Below are 17276 nucleotides of genomic sequence, written 5' to 3'. Positions count from 1 at the left end.
AGGCACCGTAAATCGGTGCCCTGTTCAGGAGAAAATGATGTCAGGATTGCTGTTTGAAAGCGATGAACAACGGTTCACCCGCTGTTATGAACATGCGTGTGGTTATCATCGCCGCGCCCTGTTGTTGGCACCACAATCATCGTCCGTCAGTCTGGTGTTTAACGTGGCATCGCTGGCGGTGGAGTGCTACCTGATCGCCCTGTGTGCGTTGCATAACATCATGCCGATGAATCACAACTACCGTAGCCTGCTGACCAGTGCCTCGGAGAAAGTGACGTTTACCTCGGCGTTAAGGAAGGATATTTCCGCACTGGATGCACTTTTCGGTATTTGCTCTATTGAGGATTACTACCATGGCACGCCGGACGAACAGGATAAAGCACACATTCTTTCCGTGTGTGAGACATTGGATGCGCTGATTGTGGCGGAACAAAAACGCTCACCGGCGCTTGGCCACTTGCGGGAGAACAGAGGATGAATACGCCTGTTAATCCGGCTCTGGCCGATTTCTCCCATCACCACATGCGGCGAGATAAACGTGAGATCACCGATCTCGCAGTAATGGATGCCATTTTGCGCGAAGAGCGCGTGATGTACATTGCGCTGGCTAATAATGATGTACCCTTTCTGGTGCCGGTTTTCTATGTTTGGGATGGCACCGCGCTCTACTTTCACTCTGCGCGCAGTGGCAGCAAGATTGAACGACTTAAACGTAACAATACCCTGTGTTTTGCTATTTCTCATTATGGTTGCGTGGTAGAGGATGCGCTGGCCTGTAATTTTGAGGCACGGCATCGCACGGTGATTGGCTTGGGGAAAGCGCAATTCATCAACGATAACCAGGAAAAAATCCCTATCTTGCAGCGATTAATGGCGGGTTTCACCGATCGCCACTATGCGTTCCCTGAAGCCAATCTGCAAGCCACGTTGGTGATACGCATCAATATTGACTCCATGAAGGGGAAGCAGCATGGCTTTTGATAAAGACCGGGCACCCCCGCTCTACATCGCTGCGTATCTCGACCATCAGGGAATGATAACAGCGCTCGGGCAGTCCGGTGTGGCAACGCTGTTTGTCGAAGCGCGTTCTGGCTGGCAATGCTTTCGTGAAGTCCCTTTCCCGTCAACAGCGTCAATGTCATTGGCGGTTTTGCGCCAGCAAACCGTGACGATGCTGGAGGCGCTACCCGAGTGTCGTCACATTGTGGCGCGGGAGATTCAGGGGGTGTTACTGGCCTGGCTTGATGGCAGGGGGATTACCATGTGGCGAGGCAGTGGCAAACCGGCTCCGTTTCTCGATCGTATCGCGGAGCGTATCCACACCTCCTCGCCAGTGGCGCCACTCCACCCTGAGACGTATTTTCAGCCGGGCAAACAGATCGGGGATTTTCATTTCAATCTGATAGAAGCACTGGCAAACAGTAGTGAGGGGCATACCTCGCGGCGGTTATTACAACCCTTCCTGCAACAAAAGCAATTTCGACGTCTGGACATTATTTGCGATCATTTGCCGAAGTGGTTTGCCACGCTTGATGCGCGTCAATTCAGCATTGTGAGTGAGCCACGTGCTGATGAAACATTTTGTGTCGTGGTGATGCCACTGCATGTCTGAAAACGTTCGTTGAGGTACTAAATCGGACAGGAATGTTCTTAACAGAACATCTCGCTGGTTTGTTGGGGCAGAGTTGGTTTTTATTTCCTTAATTATCAATAAATTAAAAAATATCGTTTTGCCTGTATTGCCGCTGATTTTGCAGGTTTTTACCGGGAGTGTGCATAAGAGCCTGCGACATAGGATCCCAATGCTTCTGACCTGATGTGATTCACTCTGCTACGTAAGAATGGGGATTTGTCGGGAGAGATATAATGCGCCTGGAAAGAAAACGTGGTGTAACTGACATGCCGTCACCCTTAAAGACACCGTTGTCTTTCAGCTGTAAATTGGGTGAATGCTGTTCAGAACTGATGCCACTGCTGTCTGAAGTCAGCAAAGTGGTGAGCACCGAGGGCGATCTTTCCAAAACCCTCAAACTGGTTCTGCAATTGATGCAAAAACACATGCAGGTGATCCGCGCAATGATCACGCTGTACGACACCAGTAGCGATCGCATTTATATCCATGAAAGTTACGGACTCTCTCCGCAAGAAGTGGAAAAGGGCGTCTACCTGCCGGGGGAAGGGATCACCGGACAGGTGATCGAAACGCGCCAACCGGTGATTGTGCCGCATGTGGCAGACGATCCTTTATTTCTCAATAAAACCGGCAGTCTCGATAAAATTCGCGACGGGGCGTTTTCCTTTATCTGTGTGCCGATCATTCGTAGTTCCAAAGTGATGGGAACCATCGGCATCGAACGGGTCTATAACAATCAGCAACTGCGCTATCTGGATTTGGAAGTGCTGAAAGTGATTGCGGCAATTATCGCGCAGGCTGTTGAATTGCACCTGCTTGAACAAGCGCATCAAAAAGTGCTGTTAGCGGCATCCTTGCATCACCAAACCACAGATACACTGCGTACTGCAAATATTATTGGCAATTCCCGGGCAATGCAGTCGGTTTACCGGCTGATTCGCAAGGTCAGCCCTGCGCGTACTACAGTATTGATTCTGGGGGAGAGCGACGTTGGCAAAGAACGGGTATCCGCGGCGATTCACCATGGCAGCCTGTGTGCAACAGGCCCTTTTATCACCTTCAACTGTGCATCATTGCCGGAAAGCGTGCTGGAAAGTGAGTTGTTTGGGCATGAAAAAGGTGCATTTACCGGTGCGATATCGCGCCGTGCTGGGCGTTTTGAAGAAGCTAATGGCGGAACCATTTTTCTTGATGAGGTCGGGGAGTTATCGTTATCGGCACAGGCCAAGCTGTTACGTGTGATTCAGGAGCGCAGTTTTGAGCGGGTAGGCAGCAATGACACACTTCATGTCAATGTGCGTATTCTGGCCGCCACTCATCGCGATTTGAGTGAAATGGTGAACAAGAGGCTGTTTCGTGAAGACCTTTATTACCGTCTCAACGTGTTTCCCATCACCGTTACGCCGCTGCGTGAACGGGGCAATGACATTCTGATTTTGGCTGATTACTTCAATGCCCGCTTTGCCCGAGATCAGGGCGTGGAAGTACCGACCATTGTCACGCCTGCACTGAATATGCTGCTTAATTACGACTGGCCGGGAAACGTCCGGGAGTTGGAAAATGTGATGGAACGGGCGGTATTGTTATCCGATGAGGGTGTTATTCACAGCTACCATCTTCCTTTGTCGCTACAGCAGATTCTGGAACACCTTGTGGCAGAATAAGGGTTGGAAGCGCGGGTCTCCCAGATAGAGTACGATTTAATTGTTGAAGCGCTCTCCCAGTTTCAGGGAAATATCTCCCGGGCGGCGGAGCATCTTAATATCACGCGTCGCGCATTAGGGCTGCGGCTTGATAAGTATCGCCTCAACTATAAGCATTATCGCAACAGGGCGTGAGTGATGGTTGAGCTGCGTGCCGCAGTAGTGGCAGAACAATCCCTGGTTGCGGTATGGTGGCCCCTGCTGGTTCTGTGTTCCAAAGCGGGCCGGTACGTCGTGCATTGGAAAAAGCGTAAAAGTTGGTAGATAAACTGTTGGGAACGGTACTGATTGCACCCGGCATTAAGGTAGCATTGGTGTAACACATTCCCTATACCAAAAAAACAGTGTTAATCCGTTGGTAAGATTACTGATAAACCCTTTTAGGCACTCTGTGCTTCTCGGCAGATCTGACTTGGATATTATAGGGTATACCCCTGTGGCCAAGCCTACTGGTCAACGCAAGCACTGTTCAAATTTGTTCTGGGAAAATTTGTCGGTGACTTATGCTGCTATGCCCAAACGCCGGACTTAACCTAACAATGTGCTTTGTCATATGTCTGAAACCAGTGCTTGCGCGCCGTTTTTTATTTGCCATCAACTAATTGTTTTCACTCTCTATTCTCGATGAGGATCTTTTTTTTCTTCCAAGCTATATCGTTCAAAATTCTATCAAAATCTGATATGCCTTTCGCATTCATTTTTTGTTTTCCACTGACATCAGCATTGAAATATTTATCTTTTACATTACCTATATCTATAGGGAAAAATGACTCTGACGTAGAATCCCGTAGTATATTTTGAGAATGAAGATCTTGGTGTATGATGCCGAGGCTGTTCAACCTCTCTATCATATCGACAAATTTCACATCCGCATCATGGGGTAATGTTCCTCGTGGTATAGAACTCAGTGTTTGACCAGGAATTCTATACATTCTGACACAGGAGTTCCCTTTATCATTGACAAAGTGCATTGCAGCCTCTTCACCATAATATCGCTAAAACATCTCGGTCTCATGTTTGGCTATTTTTTCAGCCACGAGATGGCTAGGTGATTTATATAATTTGATAAGATATCTATTATCATCCGCATCAACAAAAATCTCTCCAAATACACCCTCGCCTATCTTATCTCCTAAATTAAAACCAGCTTTATTGTTTGGTAAGTTTAACTTCGCCCTCCCTGCTGGCTGGGACTGTGAAGAAATATTATTTAATGGTTTATTTTTCTTGAATATTTTAGACCACAAGGTTGGTTTCCCTGTGCTCTTAATTTCCAATGCAAATGAATAATCACTGAGGACTCCACTCTTATTAAAATTATACTCAGAGAGTAATTCTCGTGCTGAAGATTCAGTATAACCATCGACATCCTTGAGTAAATTGAGTGCCGTTTTTCTTTCTTTACCACTCAACCCAACTTTCAATATATTATCCAGCCTTTCGGTAAGATTTTCCTTGTAAAACTGATTATTCTTGAGTCGAAGAACCATCTTGGGGTCATGCACCGTTTTAATCAGCAGAAAACGGTTATTGCCTACCTTTTTCACACGAATAAACTGGTTTTTGACATTCAAATAACTATTGTTGTTTTCATCCCATCGCAACCCATTCTTATCCGGAGAAGAGAGATGCGTTACATCAATATTATGAGTAAACATATCTGAGGTAATCTGCGTTTCAAGCGAACTTGACACATGAACAGACGTTGGACGCTCAAATACCCAGCGTCTACCGTCCCAGGATACCAAATGATGTTCTTTATCAGGATAATTACTATTATACACCTCATAATGAACGCCTCGCCCGGGAGAGACGACTTCTTTCACCGGTACAATTTCCCCATTCATTTCAATATATCGTCCCCAGGAATAATGTGAGTCATCGCCAACTTTTTCTGCGCGATAAATTTTCCCCGAGCCGTAATACTGTGAGTTATTATTGACATATGGAATATAGTTGAAGTTCCTGTCTTGTTCAACTCGGATGGTATTAATAATATTTTCCTGTTCACGAGTAAAAACAGAATGACGGTTATGCACACTCAAGTGCCAGGTTTTAGATAATGGTTCATGGCATACTGGAAAAAATTTGGGGCTCCAGACATTTTCTGCACCACTATCTCAAATTTCCCTTCTCCATTTTTGTTAAGAACATAATATTCTCCATATAACTGTATTTGCTGTTTCCCTTCTCGCACTTCAATATTAAGGTTAGTCGCGTCGAAGGTGTCGGAAAAGCGCCACGAGAGGCTCTCCTCATTAACAATAACTCTTCTTTGTAGCAACTCAGGTTTTGCAGCATGTGGGTGATATGTCATAAATTCATTGGGTTTTTCTGTCGGCTTCAGGAAGATCTCTCATCCTTCAGTATGAATAGCGGTATTACCCGGCTGAAGTTTAATTAAGATTTCTTTTTTTATCCCGTTTTGTGGATTCTGAACATAATAAGCTGCTCTTTTCTGACCCGGAATGGTATGCAGCAATTCAGTCGGTTTCACGTTACGGGCAACGCCGCGGAATTTGAATGCGATACTATCAACATCAAGAGATGTTGCTATCTCAGCAATATTTAGTCGACGAAAGCGTTCAGCACAAATTTTATCACCGTGATTTTTATAGTACTCACGGCGTTTTGCATTCGCAATGAGCTTACCAATTAACGGTTTTATCCCCAGCGTCAGCAGATCCGTCACAATATTTAATCCCTCGGCGGCGCCCCGAGCTTCGGGCGAGGGGCCTCCCTCAGTATCATCATAAAGGGGTTCTCCGCTCTATAAGATTGAAATAAAAGCATTTTTTCTTCATTCTCGCCGTTAGGATTGAGTATTTCTTCCTCAAAGGCGCAGTGTTCTTTTATATGTTCTGCGGTTCGAGGATCGTACTCAGGCATCAATGCTCGCTTTATTCGATCTGTACTCTCCACCAGTGGAGTAATAAAAAGAGGACCGGTTTTTGCCCATTTTTTCAATGACAGTTCAAAGTCATGACCTTCCTCGATGCTTAATTGCCCATCAGACACCAGATAGTGTTTAATGGCCGAAATCAGTGCATTCTTTTTTTGATCATCACAAAGGATGTGACTATTCTCATTGATGAAAATCGTGCTACTGCTATTAGCATATGATATCCCTCCCTGTTCTCGTTCTGTCAGCCATAAAGACTGAGAGGAAACATGCCCGTCGTCAGCAAGAGACATAGCAGCCGGATAATTTTCAATAAAATGATTACGTTTAGTAAGCGAGGTGTCATTGTCCACAATTGACAATGAATTCTCTTTATAAGCAAAAGAGGTGGCATCAGCTCGATTTAAATAATTAAACAACAGCACGAGTTGAATGGTAGTTGCCATTGCACTTCTTCGGGCGAAAAATGGGGTTGATGATGGGCTAAATATTCTCGGTGAGTTTTCTACATGGCTAATTTTTGAGCTAAAATCGTGAACATTTACAGAGGGATTTGAATTAATTGATTCTAAAGCTTTCTCATGCTTATTCTTGCAAAATTTATCATAATAACATGCTGTCGATAGACGATGCTGTATAAATGAAATAGGCATTTTTGACTCCATTCAAAAAATGAACTATAGGCATCATATTTATTTCATCGTTATAAAGAATAATCCTAACTGAGGGTGTGGGCTATTTTCTCCCTTCCTTTGATGATGCATTTATTATTTAAAGTACGTTATAGATGTGAACAATTCTATTATCTTCCCCCATAAAAATGCCAGCGTACTCACGCTGGCTCTTTCTTGGTTAGTGTAGATTAATCTTTAATTTGCGCATGTATTTCCTGTACCGAGATTACCTTCTCGGTCGGCTCTGTATTCAGCGCCACACAACACACTGTCTGCGTTTTCAGTCAACAATAAACAGCTTGGCGCCTTTGGGGAATGTAGAGCGATGTGCTTCTGCCTGGTCTGCGACTTGATAGCTAACGCCGGGCGTTAAGGTAAAGGTTCTGCCGTCATCCAGTTCGGTGAGCAGCCCGCCTTCAAGGCAAAGAAGAACATGACCTTTTTTACACCAGTGATCCGCAATGTATCCCGCGGAGTACTCCACCATTCTTACGCGAATATCGCCGAAATGCTGTGTACGCCATAGTGCATGACCGACGTCGCCGCTGTGCGTTGTCGGTTCAATCAGTGACCAATCGGTGATACCAAACGGAATATTTGCCATGTGCATCTTGAGGTTACCTTATTATGATTTGCGTGCAGGACCCTCATTGTTAGCAGATATCGTTACTCCGCTTCAAGTGAAGTTATCACTACCTTTGGTCTTGCATGTGTATCACCAAATGAGGGGATGACGGGGCGCGTCTCGTTGATCGTCATCCGGGGCGGCGACCACCCGGTTTCTCCCTTGGTTTTTGGCCGCGTAAAGTGCGGTATCCGCATGGTGAATCAGTCCGCTGGCAATCATATGCAGCGGCCTGTCTTCTGGGCTGGTCTGATCGCTGTTGAGCGTTGCAACGCCGATGCTGATAGTAAGGTAACCCGTCGCGCTGGCGCTGTGCGGTAATCGCAGTGCATGAATGTTTTCCCGCAGGCGCTCGGCAACGGTTACCGCTCCCGCCTTGTCGGTATGCGGTAAAATCACCAGAAACTCTTCGCCGCCGTAGCGGCTAACGTTATCGTCGCTGCGCAACCGGGAAGAAAGCAGCGTTTTTGCTACCGTGCGTAGGCAGTCATCGCCTGCCTGATGGCCAAACGTATCGTTGTAGTGTTTAAAAAAGTCGATATCAGCGAGACACACCGAGAGTGGGATGCGTTTCTGTAGGGTGCGGGTTATTTCTTCAATCAAGCATTTGTCCATCTTACGGAGGTTAAACAGCCCGGTAAGGTGGTGGTGTTGCGCATATTGTTGCAGTACTTTATTGGCGTCGGCGAGCTTTTGCTCTGCCTGACTGCGTCGGGTTATATCAACCCAGGTGACGGAAAGCCCCACCACGTTCTCACTGGCATCCCGCACTGGCACTGGCTGGGTGTAATAGCAGCGATCGAGGCAGGTAACCTCACGGCTAGGGATATCCCACCCTTTGTCGGCCAGTGTGAAATCGGTTTCAAATTGGGACCAACAATCGGGCATCATGGTTGATACATGGAGTTCTGACGCAGGCTCGTCGCTGTGATTCAGCAAACGCATCATGGCCTTGTTGGACATCACAAGGCGACCCGCACGATCGATCATGCAGAGTGCAACGGGCGTGGTGTCATAGATGGTTTCCAACTGCAAAACCCGTTCACCGAGCGTTGATATATTGCGATCAACGCCGCGATAACCGCGCAACTCACCGTCGGGACCAAACAAAGGAATGCCGCTGGTTTCCAGAACCACAATTCGGCCATCAGCCCGTTGATTGCGATTCACCAAGCCAGAGAAAGGTCTTTTGGCCGCAACAATTTCACCGAATGTTTGCCCAACCCGTTCTGCTTCACCCGGCGGCATAAAATCAAACGGAGTTTTGCCTATCATTTCTTGCGGGGTAAATCCCAGTAGTTCGGTGACCACCTCAGAGGCCCAGGTATAACGGCCCTGTGCGTCGACTTCCCATACCCAATCAGAGTTGTGATGGAGAAATTCAAAGAGATGGTTTACATCGACCTCGTCGAAGCCCAATGGTTTTTCTTCATCATTTTTCATTATTATCGGTACGTCCAAAATGTATGCAGGCAATTGGCGCAATAGAATAAGAATACACGTTACGGAGAGGAGAAAGTATCTGGTATTGATGAAATGGATTTAGAAATATTACAGAGACAACCTTGCCTCTAGATCAATGGACTGCTTTGAGGGAGTGCGGGTTCGCTCATCGGCAATATTGATAATGATCCCTCTGCTGCGTTACGTTAAACGTCATGCGACGCTCCTCGCCATCGGAGCTGGATACATCATTGTTAACAGGATAGGAGCAGTATGGACAGTCTCTTTGTATACGGCACGCTGATGCCAGGGGATGAAAATGCGCATCTATTGGAATCGATAGGCGGCTCCTGGGTGCACGGCTCCGTATCAGGTTCGCTGCTTGATGCAGCGTGGGGGGCCGGTATGGGGTATCCGGGGATCGTTCTCGATAACACCGGAAACCGCGTTGAGGGATATCTGTTTTACTCTGCGCGCCTGGCAGAGCATTGGGATGCGCTTGATGAATTTGAAGGTGAGGAGTATGTCAGGGTGCCGGTAGACGTCACGACAAAAGAGGGAGAGATCGTCACCTCTTTCATCTACATGGTGGTACCGGAAGCTCGCTAATACGGCGGCGTGAGTACTGCCTTTCCACGTATGACGTTGGGCCTGCTATAAAAAAAGCGTTTTTTACGTGCACCGCGTCCGCTGTCATTATCTTTAATCCTGTCAATGTTGATTCGGATTATGTTCATTTAACTTTAATTATCTTTATGAAATAAAATATAAAAAAAGCTATTCCCTCCTATAAGTTGATGGCGGTGCCGGAAGCAGGAAGGCCAGCCATTATTATCTCATCAGGAATGCCATTGGCGAGACTTTATACTGCATCGAACGTTTGGATGCAAAAGAGCTAATCAATGGAAGATATGGGGCAATACCGTCAGCTTAATGTTGGCGAGGAATATCAGTTCTCTCAGTATGCTTTATTACTGGCACAGAACAATGGGCAAGAATGTTACCTTCGCTTTCGCGACAAAGCAAATACGGCGGAATGCACAATCCCTGCCAACCAGCGACGTTTGCTTGCCATCGCACCGGCCACAGTTACCGTTGAGCACGGTGAAGTAGATTGTTTATTTCTTGATTTTACGTTACTGGCGAAACTGCAAGTGTTTATCGATAAATCAATGAATAAAGAAAGTACTCACTGCCCACGATCGCTGATGGCAAGCATGCCAACGACACTCGGCAACGAGCCTGAGCAAAAGGAGCTGGAATATTGGCTGCTGCATCAGGCGTTGTTGGGAACGGAAGGCCTGGCGTGTTTTTCCAATGTATTGAGACAATCTGAATGGTATGCCCTGGTTGAGTTTCTTTTTGATTCTTATCGAAGTAATTCCACCCAGCGTTTGCAGACGCAAACGTGCTCGTTATGGGCTCTCGGTTTCTCATTTTCGACGTTTATCGCGGCGCGCATTGGGCAATACGGCAAAATCTGCGCTACGTGATTGGCGTCTGGGGCAGACACTGTTTGAATTGATTAATGGCGATAATAATTTAACGACTATCGCAATGAATCATGGATATGCATCACTTTCTCATTTCTCCAATGAGGTGAAAAAAGTGATTGGTGTTTCGCCAAGGAATTTGAAGAAATTATTGCAAACGAGTTAAAAAGATGAGTACAGATTTTTCGAAAAAAATACGGGCATCAATAGCCATATTGCTGTTTGTACTAATACCAATACAGGCATTTGCAGAAACAGTAAATGAGAATAATCAATCTTCTCGCCAGGGAAGCGGATATATGGCCCGGCAGGAGAGTGTGAATGGCATTTTTGATGCTATCTCTGCTGCCATGAGGAAACCCGTGATTTTAAGTAAGCTAGCGGCACGTAAAAAAGTCACCGGTGAGTTTGATCTGAGCCGTCCGTAGGATGTGCAGGTATCGGTTCCGAGCAGCTTGAACTGATTTGGTACAGTGATGGCCAGGCGATTTATGTCTATGACGCAACCGAAATGCGTAATGCAGTTATCGTTTTGCGTAATACTTCATTCAGCACGGTTGAAAGCTTTTTGAAGAATTCTGGTTTGCACGATCCTCGCTTTCCTCTGCGTTCGGATAATCGCAATTCCACTTTTTATGTGTCTGGCCCACCAATCTATGTCGATCTGATCACGAGTACGGCGAAATATCTCGATCAAAAAAATGATACCTTCGACGGGCGAGAGAGCATTGCCGTGATTCAGCTACACAACACTTTTGTTGAAGACCGCTCCTTTAAATACCGCGATGAAAAAATCGTCATTCCAGGCATTTAGACGGTGATAAATAAAATTATCAGTACCGGACCGACGGCAGGGAGAAGTATACAGGTGGTGCCGCGTAAACAGGTCAAAGCCGAGCTGGATACTTTCGATCTGCCGCAGAATTTGCTTGACAGCTATGCGCATGAAGATGCGATGGCAGCAGCGAATATTGCACGCGACGCCAGTGAAGTGAGTGTTATTGCCGAGCCGGGAACCAATAGCCTTCTGGTGCGAGGAAGCCCTGAGCAGTTTGAATATATTCGTAATCTGGCGAAAACCTTGGATGTCGCCAAGCAGCATATTGAACTTTCTGTTTGGATTGTGGATTTACAAAAAGAAGCTTTCGACAATCTTGGCGTTCAGTGGAGCGGCAATCTGAATGTCGGAGGCAATCTGGGTATTTCGCTTAACGGCGGCACGAGCACCATTGATGGCGCCAGCTTTATGGTTACGGCATTGGCATTGAGTGAAAAGAAAAAAGCCAACATTGTTTCCCGCCCCATGCTGCTGACCCAGGAAAATATTCCGGCCATTTTTGACAACAGCCGAACCTTCTATGCCAGCCTGGTGGGTGAGCGCACCGCCCAGTTAGAAAACGTCACCTACGGTACCTTGGTCAGTGTACTTCCTCGTTTTACCGCGAACGGGGAAATTGAAATGATGCTGAACGTTGAAGATGGTAACCAGTTTGATACAACAAAAACTAACGATTCCACGTTACCTGAAGTCGGCAGAACCAATATCAGCACCATCGCCCGCGTACCGAAAGGAAAAAGCTTGTTGATTGGTGGGTATATCCATGATGAAAGAAGCACCGTGGAAGGGAAAATCCCCTTACTAGGTGACATTCCCCTGCTTGGCAAACTGTTCCAATATTCTCGCGACCGAGAATCAAGCATGGTTCGGGTATTCCTGATTCAGCCAAGAGAGATTGATGCACCGTTATCACCGGATGCACACACGATGATTAACGATATACGCAAAGATCTGGGTAACGATCAATTGCAAAACTGGATGACCAATTATTTGGACAGCCAAAAATGGCGATAAGCGTTGGGTCTGGTAGCTCTTCTCTCCAGCTTCAGATGGCTCGACGAGAGAAGCAGAATGCAGAAAAAAACGTTTCTGCTGAACAGAATAATGTTTCATCTGGCGATGAAATGCAGGATATGGAAGATCTTTCTCCCGCAGCCAGAGCACAGAAGTTGTATAACGCTGCGGATGATATGTCTGCGGTAGCGGGACGTTTTCGCCAGCGCAGGGAATATGAAAAGAAATCAAGCGCAATGGAAGAAAGCAGCTTTGAGCGCGTGTTAGATGATGATGCTCAGCCGAAGGTGAGCAAGCTGATTCAAGCCCTGAATGGGAAAGAAGGGGGCGGCTATTACGCGTTTTTTACAACAGGCGCGCATTGTTCCCAGATGAGAGCGATCTGGTGATGGTTTTACGCGAGTTGTTGTATCGACGAAATCTGGATGAGATACGCCGGAAACGTCTCAAAGCGCTGCTGTCCCAAGTTGAAAAAGAAGCGGACCCCAAGCGCTTAAAAGCCGGAATTAATGTTGCGTTAAAGGCTCGGTTATTAGGCTCGACGCTCAAGATGACTCCCACATTACTGCGTGAGAGCTATCGAAGCTTTTTAGCCAATGATGATACGGACCTGATGCAGTACCAAACGTGGATATCGACCTATGGCGTTGAAAATCGCGGGATCCTGACCACGTTTATGGAAGATGCGCTGTTGGCAGATATTGACGCGGCTGATCCCAGCTGTAGTCACTCGGAGTTTTTCTTTCTTCAGGAAAGAATAAAGCAAATTAAGCGCATTCGATCGAGTGATATTTTGTTTGTGCAGGGGTTACTCAAGAACCCCCTTATTCGCGATGTTTATGAAAAAGAAGAGACCTGGCTGCTATTGCTCTTCGGCATGATCGAACACTCCGATGATGTGGATATGTTGCTTTCGCAAATAGTAGGTCACCATTTACGTTTTGCGGAAAATAAAAATCGAGCGGTAGTTTTACAAATGATTTACTACTATTGCAAAAAATTACCTCATGAAGTTTTTTTTCAGAGGAAGAAAGAATAAAATTATTGATGTATTTTGAAGAAAGACTCAATATAGCATTATACCACGAACGAATTGAACAGCGGAAAACAGCACAGTAATTTCTATACATAAGTTGAATAAAACAGGTTGATAGGATGATTGACTTTTTAAATCGGGTAAGGAACCATCCGGAACTCTTTATTCTTATATTGATTGTTGTGATCATTTCTATGTTGGTTATTCCTCTGCCAACCTATTTGTTCGATTTCTTGATTGGGTTAAACATTGTTTTGTCCATTCTGGTTTTTTTAGCGTCATTTTATATTGATAAAATACTGATTTTTTCAATATTTCCCTCTGTGTTGTTGATTACGACGTTGTTTCGATTAGCGCTATCAGTGAGTACCAGTCGCCTGATATTAAACGATGCAGATGCCAGTGACATCATTTCCACGTTCGGTGAGTTCGTTATTGGGGAAAGCCTGATCGTTGGGTTTGTGGGTTTGTGATTTTTGCGATAGTCACCATCGTGCAATTTATGGTCAGTCATAACCAAAGGTGCTGAACGCGTCGCTGAAGTGGCAGCACGCTTCTCTTTGGATGGCATGCCTGGCAAGCAAATGAGCATTGATGCGGATTTACGCGCGGGTTCCATCGACGCTGAAGATGCCATGTCACGGCGCAGTGTGGTCGAGCGTGAAAGCCAACTCTATGGCTCGTTTGATGGTGCGATGAAGTTTATCAAGGGCGATGCGATTGCCGGAATTATCGTCATCTTCATCAACTTCATTGGTGGCATCAGCGTCGGGGTATCCATTAATGGCATGGATATGTCAACCGCGCTCTCTACCTATACGATGTTGACGGTAGGTGATGGTCTGGTTGCTCAAATCCCGGCTCTGTTGATCGCCATTGGCGCGGGTTTCATTGTGACACGTGTCAATGGTGATGGTGACAACATGGGGTGCACCATTGTTGATCAACTGTTCACCAACCCCTCAGTACTGGTGATTGCGGCGATTATTGCCTTGGGCATCAGCAGCCTGCCAGGATTCCCCTTTTCTGTCTTTATGATTTTGGCATTGCTGCTCGCCGGACTTTACGGTTATCAACGTTGGAAAAACAAGAAGGCACAGATCGCTCTTGAGGGGGCAACGTCACATCAACCTTATGAAGGGGATGTGTTAGCCGAAGCGGAAAGCTCACTGGGTATCATTAACAATCTGAATAATGTTTCAGCAGAAACGGTGCCCTTGATTCTTGTCGTTAACAAAAGCGATGAACAGATGCTGGTAAAGGCGAATATTACTGAACGTTTTCGCAGCCAATTCTTTATTGACTATGGGATAAACCTGCCGGAAATAACGGTGAGAGCGTCCGAGCACATAGAGCCTGAGACCGTCTCTGTGTTAATCAATGAAATGAGCGCAGAGCGTTTTCAAATAAAATTCAATGAATACCGCGTTGTTAACGGTTCTGACGAACTGCTACATCTTGGGATATCGGTGTCTACCATTGAGAACATGCAATGGATTGCCGAAGAACAGCGAGAGTCTGTTGCGGCGCTAGGGTATCAGTTGCGTAGTGGTATTGATGAAATGTATTACACCTTGGCAGCCGTGTTGATTCGTCATGTTAACGAATATTTCGGTGTTCAGGAAATAAAGCATATTCTCGAAAAAATTGAAGAGAAATACCCTGACCTGATGAAAGAAGTTATGCGTCATGCCACTATTCAGCGAATTTCTGAAGTATTACAGCGTCTTTTGAGTGAGCGTATTTCGGTGCGTAATATGCAGTTAATTATGGAAGCCCTTGCTCAATGGGCACCGCGTGAAAAGGAAGTTATTTCCTTGGTAGAACATGTTCGTGGCGCACTCTCACGTTATATTTGCCATAAATTCTCTGTGGAAAATTCGCTTCGCGTGATTATGTTATCCGCAGAGTTCGAAGACCAGATTCGTCAGAGTATTAGAAATACCTCAACTGGTGTGTTCCTTCATCTTGAACCTGTTGTGGCAGATGAGTTGATTGATCGGTTTGCACTGGCCATGGAGAGTGTCGCGATGTCTTGTAAAGATTTAGTTGTGCTCTCCTCGGTGGATATACGCCGTTTCTTAAAGCGTTTTCTCGAGTCACGCTTTAAAGATCTTGAAGTTATATCGTTCAGTGAAATAACCGATACTGTATCAATCAATGTGGTGAAAACCATTTAATTAAGGAAGAACTGAAATGTATGTTGATATTGTAAAATTGGTTCGTGATGCGCTACTGTATAGTGGGGTAGATAAATTCATTCTGAGTGATTTTGATGGTCATTCAACCATTGCGCTCGATTTTGAAAATTATCCCAGTTTGTTAATCAGCAATGTTGATGAGCAGATATGGATCTGGTCGCAGCTCAGCGAAAACACCCCCGGGTTATTGCAGCATAAATCAGCCCAAATCCAGGAAAAAATTATGGAAGGGTGCCATTTTGCGATGACTGGGCAATTACAGATTGCCATTAACAATGACACCATCGAATTAAAAGGGTTGGTACATCCTTACTATCTGACTGACGGTGCTTGCTTTGCAGATGCAATGGACGAGTTTTTCCAATTGCAAGAAGCTTTTTTGGGAGTGATTCGCTAATGGCGAACCGACAGCTCTTACGTCAACAGGCACATCCTTTGCACCTGTCTGGCTCCATCATTGAAGCGCGATTACCCGGTGTGACTGTCGGGGAAGTCTGCGAAGTTCGCCAAGGCTGGAGCCAGCCAGAGATCCTGGCCCGCGCTCAGGTATTGGGGTTTCATGGCGATACGACAGTGCTGAGTTTGATAGGCAATGCGCAAGGTTTGTCGCGAGAGGCGGTAATTTGTCCTACAGGGACAGGGCTGTCGGTAGTACTGAGTCACGACCTGCTGGGTTGTGTGCTGAACCCGTTTGGTGAAGTTGTGGAGCGATTAGCGGGAGAAGAGCGAGGATTTGCCTGGCAGCGCCGCACGATAGATGCGCCCCCACCACTGTATCAGGATCGGGTGGGTATCCGGCAGCCGTTTTTGACCGGAATCCGACCCATTGATGGGCTGATTACTTGCGGCGTGGGTCAGCGCATGGGGATTTTTGCATCGGCAGGGTGTGGGAAAACGACCTTGATGCACATGCTTATCGAGCAATCACAGGCCGATGTTTTTGTGATTGCGCTTGTCGGTGAGCGTGGGCGTGAAGTGACGGAGTTCATTGAAGCATTGCGTCAGTCCGATCGTCAGAGCCAGTGTATTTTGGTTTACGCGACTTCAGATTATTCATCGTTGAATCGGTGCAATGCCGCGCAGGTTGCAACCACGGTTGCTGAATATTTTCGTGATGCAGGCATGAATGTCGTGCTCTTCCTTGATTCGATTACGCGTTATGCCAGGGCACTACGCGATGTGGTGCTGGCAACGGGGGAGTCACCGGCTCGACGTGGTTATCCTGCCTCGGTATTTGATGCCTTGCCCAAGCTATTGGAACGTCCGGGCGTCACCCAAACGGGAAGTATCACGGCCTATTACACCATTCTTTTGGAAAGTGATGATGAGCCGGATCCCATCGCGGAAGAAATTCGCTCAATTCTCGATGGTCATATCTATCTGAGTCGTAAATTGGAGGCCAAAATCACTACCCGGCGATTGATGTGCTGAACAGTGTTAGTCGCGTTGCTAGCCAGGTTTGTGACAGTGAACATCTTCACTACGCGGGCGAACTACGCCGCGTTTTAGCAAAAATTGATGAGCTGCAACTCTTTGTCGATCTGGAGGAATATCAGACGGGCGAAAATGAAGAGAACGACTGTGCGATGAATAAACGCGATCGTTTGTTTGCCTGGTTAAAACAACGTGTCGATGAACACGCCGATTTCAATACGATAACCGATGAGATGAAACGTCATGCTTCGTGAGATGAAAACGTTGGTTGGGCATGTTG

Annotated in this window: 20 protein-coding genes and 3 pseudogenes; 16 read left to right on the top strand and 7 right to left on the bottom strand. The window is 46.3% G+C overall.

Annotated features, from left to right (window positions below; all coding sequences use genetic code 11):
• Positions 1 to 34: 34 nt before the first annotated feature.
• The 5 genes from CS369_RS14570 (at position 35) to CS369_RS14550 (ending at position 3471) form a co-directional block, all read left to right on the top strand.
• Positions 35 to 478, top strand: a complete 444-nt coding sequence (locus CS369_RS14570) for a hypothetical protein (RefSeq protein ID WP_244665019.1) — start codon at positions 35 to 37, stop codon at positions 476 to 478.
• Entirely contained in the window at positions 475 to 981 is a 507-nt protein-coding gene (locus tag CS369_RS14565) for a pyridoxamine 5'-phosphate oxidase family protein (RefSeq protein ID WP_244665018.1), read from the top strand. The genes CS369_RS14570 and CS369_RS14565 overlap by 4 nt, the downstream gene beginning before the upstream one ends.
• A complete protein-coding gene (locus CS369_RS14560; protein WP_196907682.1) occupies positions 971 to 1612 on the top strand; it encodes a Fe-only nitrogenase accessory AnfO family protein in 642 nt (213 codons plus the stop codon). The genes CS369_RS14565 and CS369_RS14560 overlap by 11 nt, the downstream gene beginning before the upstream one ends.
• Positions 1613 to 1866: 254 nt before the next feature.
• Entirely contained in the window at positions 1867 to 3297 is a 1431-nt protein-coding gene (locus CS369_RS14555) for a sigma 54-interacting transcriptional regulator (RefSeq protein WP_196907681.1), read from the top strand.
• Between the two features lie 3 nt (positions 3298 to 3300).
• The gene (locus CS369_RS14550) at positions 3301 to 3471 is read left to right on the top strand and encodes a helix-turn-helix domain-containing protein (protein WP_196907680.1); all 171 of its coding nucleotides are present in this window, start codon (positions 3301 to 3303) and stop codon (positions 3469 to 3471) included.
• 473 nt (positions 3472 to 3944) lie between these two features.
• On the opposite strand, the pseudogene CS369_RS14545 reads toward CS369_RS14550, so the two are convergent.
• The 7 genes and pseudogenes from CS369_RS14545 to CS369_RS14520 form a co-directional block, all read right to left on the bottom strand.
• A pseudogene (locus tag CS369_RS14545) lies at positions 3945 to 4316 on the bottom strand (hypothetical protein); the annotation flags it as partial.
• 15 nt (positions 4317 to 4331) lie between these two features.
• A complete protein-coding gene (locus CS369_RS14540) occupies positions 4332 to 5375 on the bottom strand; it encodes a hypothetical protein (RefSeq protein WP_196907678.1) in 1044 nt (347 codons plus the stop codon).
• Positions 5376 to 5377: 2 nt separating this feature from the next.
• The gene (locus tag CS369_RS22605; protein ID WP_210769496.1) at positions 5378 to 5653 is read right to left on the bottom strand and encodes a hypothetical protein; all 276 of its coding nucleotides are present in this window, start codon (positions 5651 to 5653) and stop codon (positions 5378 to 5380) included.
• A 39-nt stretch (positions 5654 to 5692) separates the two neighbouring features.
• The gene (locus tag CS369_RS14535) at positions 5693 to 6028 is read right to left on the bottom strand and encodes a hypothetical protein (RefSeq protein ID WP_196907677.1); all 336 of its coding nucleotides are present in this window, start codon (positions 6026 to 6028) and stop codon (positions 5693 to 5695) included.
• 5 nt (positions 6029 to 6033) lie between these two features.
• The gene (locus CS369_RS14530) at positions 6034 to 6891 is read right to left on the bottom strand and encodes a hypothetical protein (RefSeq protein WP_196907676.1); all 858 of its coding nucleotides are present in this window, start codon (positions 6889 to 6891) and stop codon (positions 6034 to 6036) included.
• A gap of 301 nt (positions 6892 to 7192) precedes the next feature.
• Positions 7193 to 7522 (bottom strand): DHCW motif cupin fold protein, encoded by a 330-nt coding sequence (locus tag CS369_RS14525; RefSeq protein ID WP_196907675.1) that lies wholly within the window; start codon positions 7520 to 7522, stop codon positions 7193 to 7195.
• Between the two features lie 105 nt (positions 7523 to 7627).
• Positions 7628 to 8980 (bottom strand): diguanylate cyclase, encoded by a 1353-nt coding sequence (locus CS369_RS14520; protein WP_196907674.1) that lies wholly within the window; start codon positions 8978 to 8980, stop codon positions 7628 to 7630.
• A gap of 273 nt (positions 8981 to 9253) precedes the next feature.
• Between CS369_RS14520 and CS369_RS14515 the strand changes: the two genes are divergently transcribed.
• The 11 genes and pseudogenes from CS369_RS14515 to sctN all read left to right on the top strand — a co-directional run bounded on the left by CS369_RS14515 (position 9254) and on the right by sctN (position 17250).
• A complete protein-coding gene (locus CS369_RS14515) occupies positions 9254 to 9589 on the top strand; it encodes a gamma-glutamylcyclotransferase family protein (protein WP_196907673.1) in 336 nt (111 codons plus the stop codon).
• Between the two features lie 293 nt (positions 9590 to 9882).
• On the top strand, positions 9883 to 10473 hold the full coding sequence (locus CS369_RS23780) for a hypothetical protein (RefSeq protein WP_244665017.1): 591 nt from the start codon (positions 9883 to 9885) through the stop codon (positions 10471 to 10473).
• Positions 10442 to 10639 carry a helix-turn-helix domain-containing protein gene (locus tag CS369_RS25255; protein ID WP_374191068.1) on the top strand — a complete coding sequence of 66 codons (198 nt, stop codon included), beginning with the start codon at positions 10442 to 10444 and terminating at the stop codon, positions 10637 to 10639. The genes CS369_RS23780 and CS369_RS25255 overlap by 32 nt, the downstream gene beginning before the upstream one ends.
• A gap of 4 nt (positions 10640 to 10643) precedes the next feature.
• A complete protein-coding gene (locus tag CS369_RS23775; RefSeq protein ID WP_244665016.1) occupies positions 10644 to 10901 on the top strand; it encodes a hypothetical protein in 258 nt (85 codons plus the stop codon).
• A gap of 83 nt (positions 10902 to 10984) precedes the next feature.
• Positions 10985 to 11287, top strand: a complete 303-nt coding sequence (locus CS369_RS23770) for a secretin N-terminal domain-containing protein (RefSeq protein ID WP_244665015.1) — start codon at positions 10985 to 10987, stop codon at positions 11285 to 11287.
• Positions 11288 to 11290: 3 nt separating this feature from the next.
• Positions 11291 to 12325, top strand: coding sequence for a type III secretion system outer membrane ring subunit SctC (sctC, locus tag CS369_RS23765; protein WP_244665014.1), 1035 nt, complete (start codon positions 11291 to 11293; stop codon positions 12323 to 12325).
• Complete coding sequence (locus tag CS369_RS14500; protein WP_196907671.1) at positions 12316 to 12714, top strand: hypothetical protein; 399 nt, start codon at positions 12316 to 12318, stop codon at positions 12712 to 12714. The genes sctC and CS369_RS14500 overlap by 10 nt, the downstream gene beginning before the upstream one ends.
• Positions 12687 to 13364, top strand: coding sequence for a type III secretion system gatekeeper subunit SctW (sctW, locus tag CS369_RS14495; protein WP_210769495.1), 678 nt, complete (start codon positions 12687 to 12689; stop codon positions 13362 to 13364). The genes CS369_RS14500 and sctW overlap by 28 nt, the downstream gene beginning before the upstream one ends.
• Before the next feature lie 116 nt (positions 13365 to 13480).
• Positions 13481 to 15541 (top strand): annotated as a pseudogene (locus tag CS369_RS14490) (EscV/YscV/HrcV family type III secretion system export apparatus protein).
• A 16-nt stretch (positions 15542 to 15557) separates the two neighbouring features.
• Positions 15558 to 15959 carry an SPI-1 type III secretion system chaperone SpaK gene (spaK, locus tag CS369_RS14485; RefSeq protein ID WP_196907669.1) on the top strand — a complete coding sequence of 134 codons (402 nt, stop codon included), beginning with the start codon at positions 15558 to 15560 and terminating at the stop codon, positions 15957 to 15959.
• Positions 15959 to 17250: pseudogene (gene sctN / locus CS369_RS14480) on the top strand (type III secretion system ATPase SctN). Before spaK ends, sctN begins: the two are co-directional and overlap by 1 nt.
• The last annotated feature ends 26 nt before the right edge of the window (positions 17251 to 17276 follow it).

Source organism: Candidatus Symbiopectobacterium sp. 'North America' (assembly GCF_015762685.1).
Classification (GTDB): domain Bacteria; phylum Pseudomonadota; class Gammaproteobacteria; order Enterobacterales; family Enterobacteriaceae; genus Symbiopectobacterium.
The sequence above is the reverse complement of the archived record's forward strand: the minus strand, read 5'-3'. Positions and strand labels throughout refer to the sequence as shown.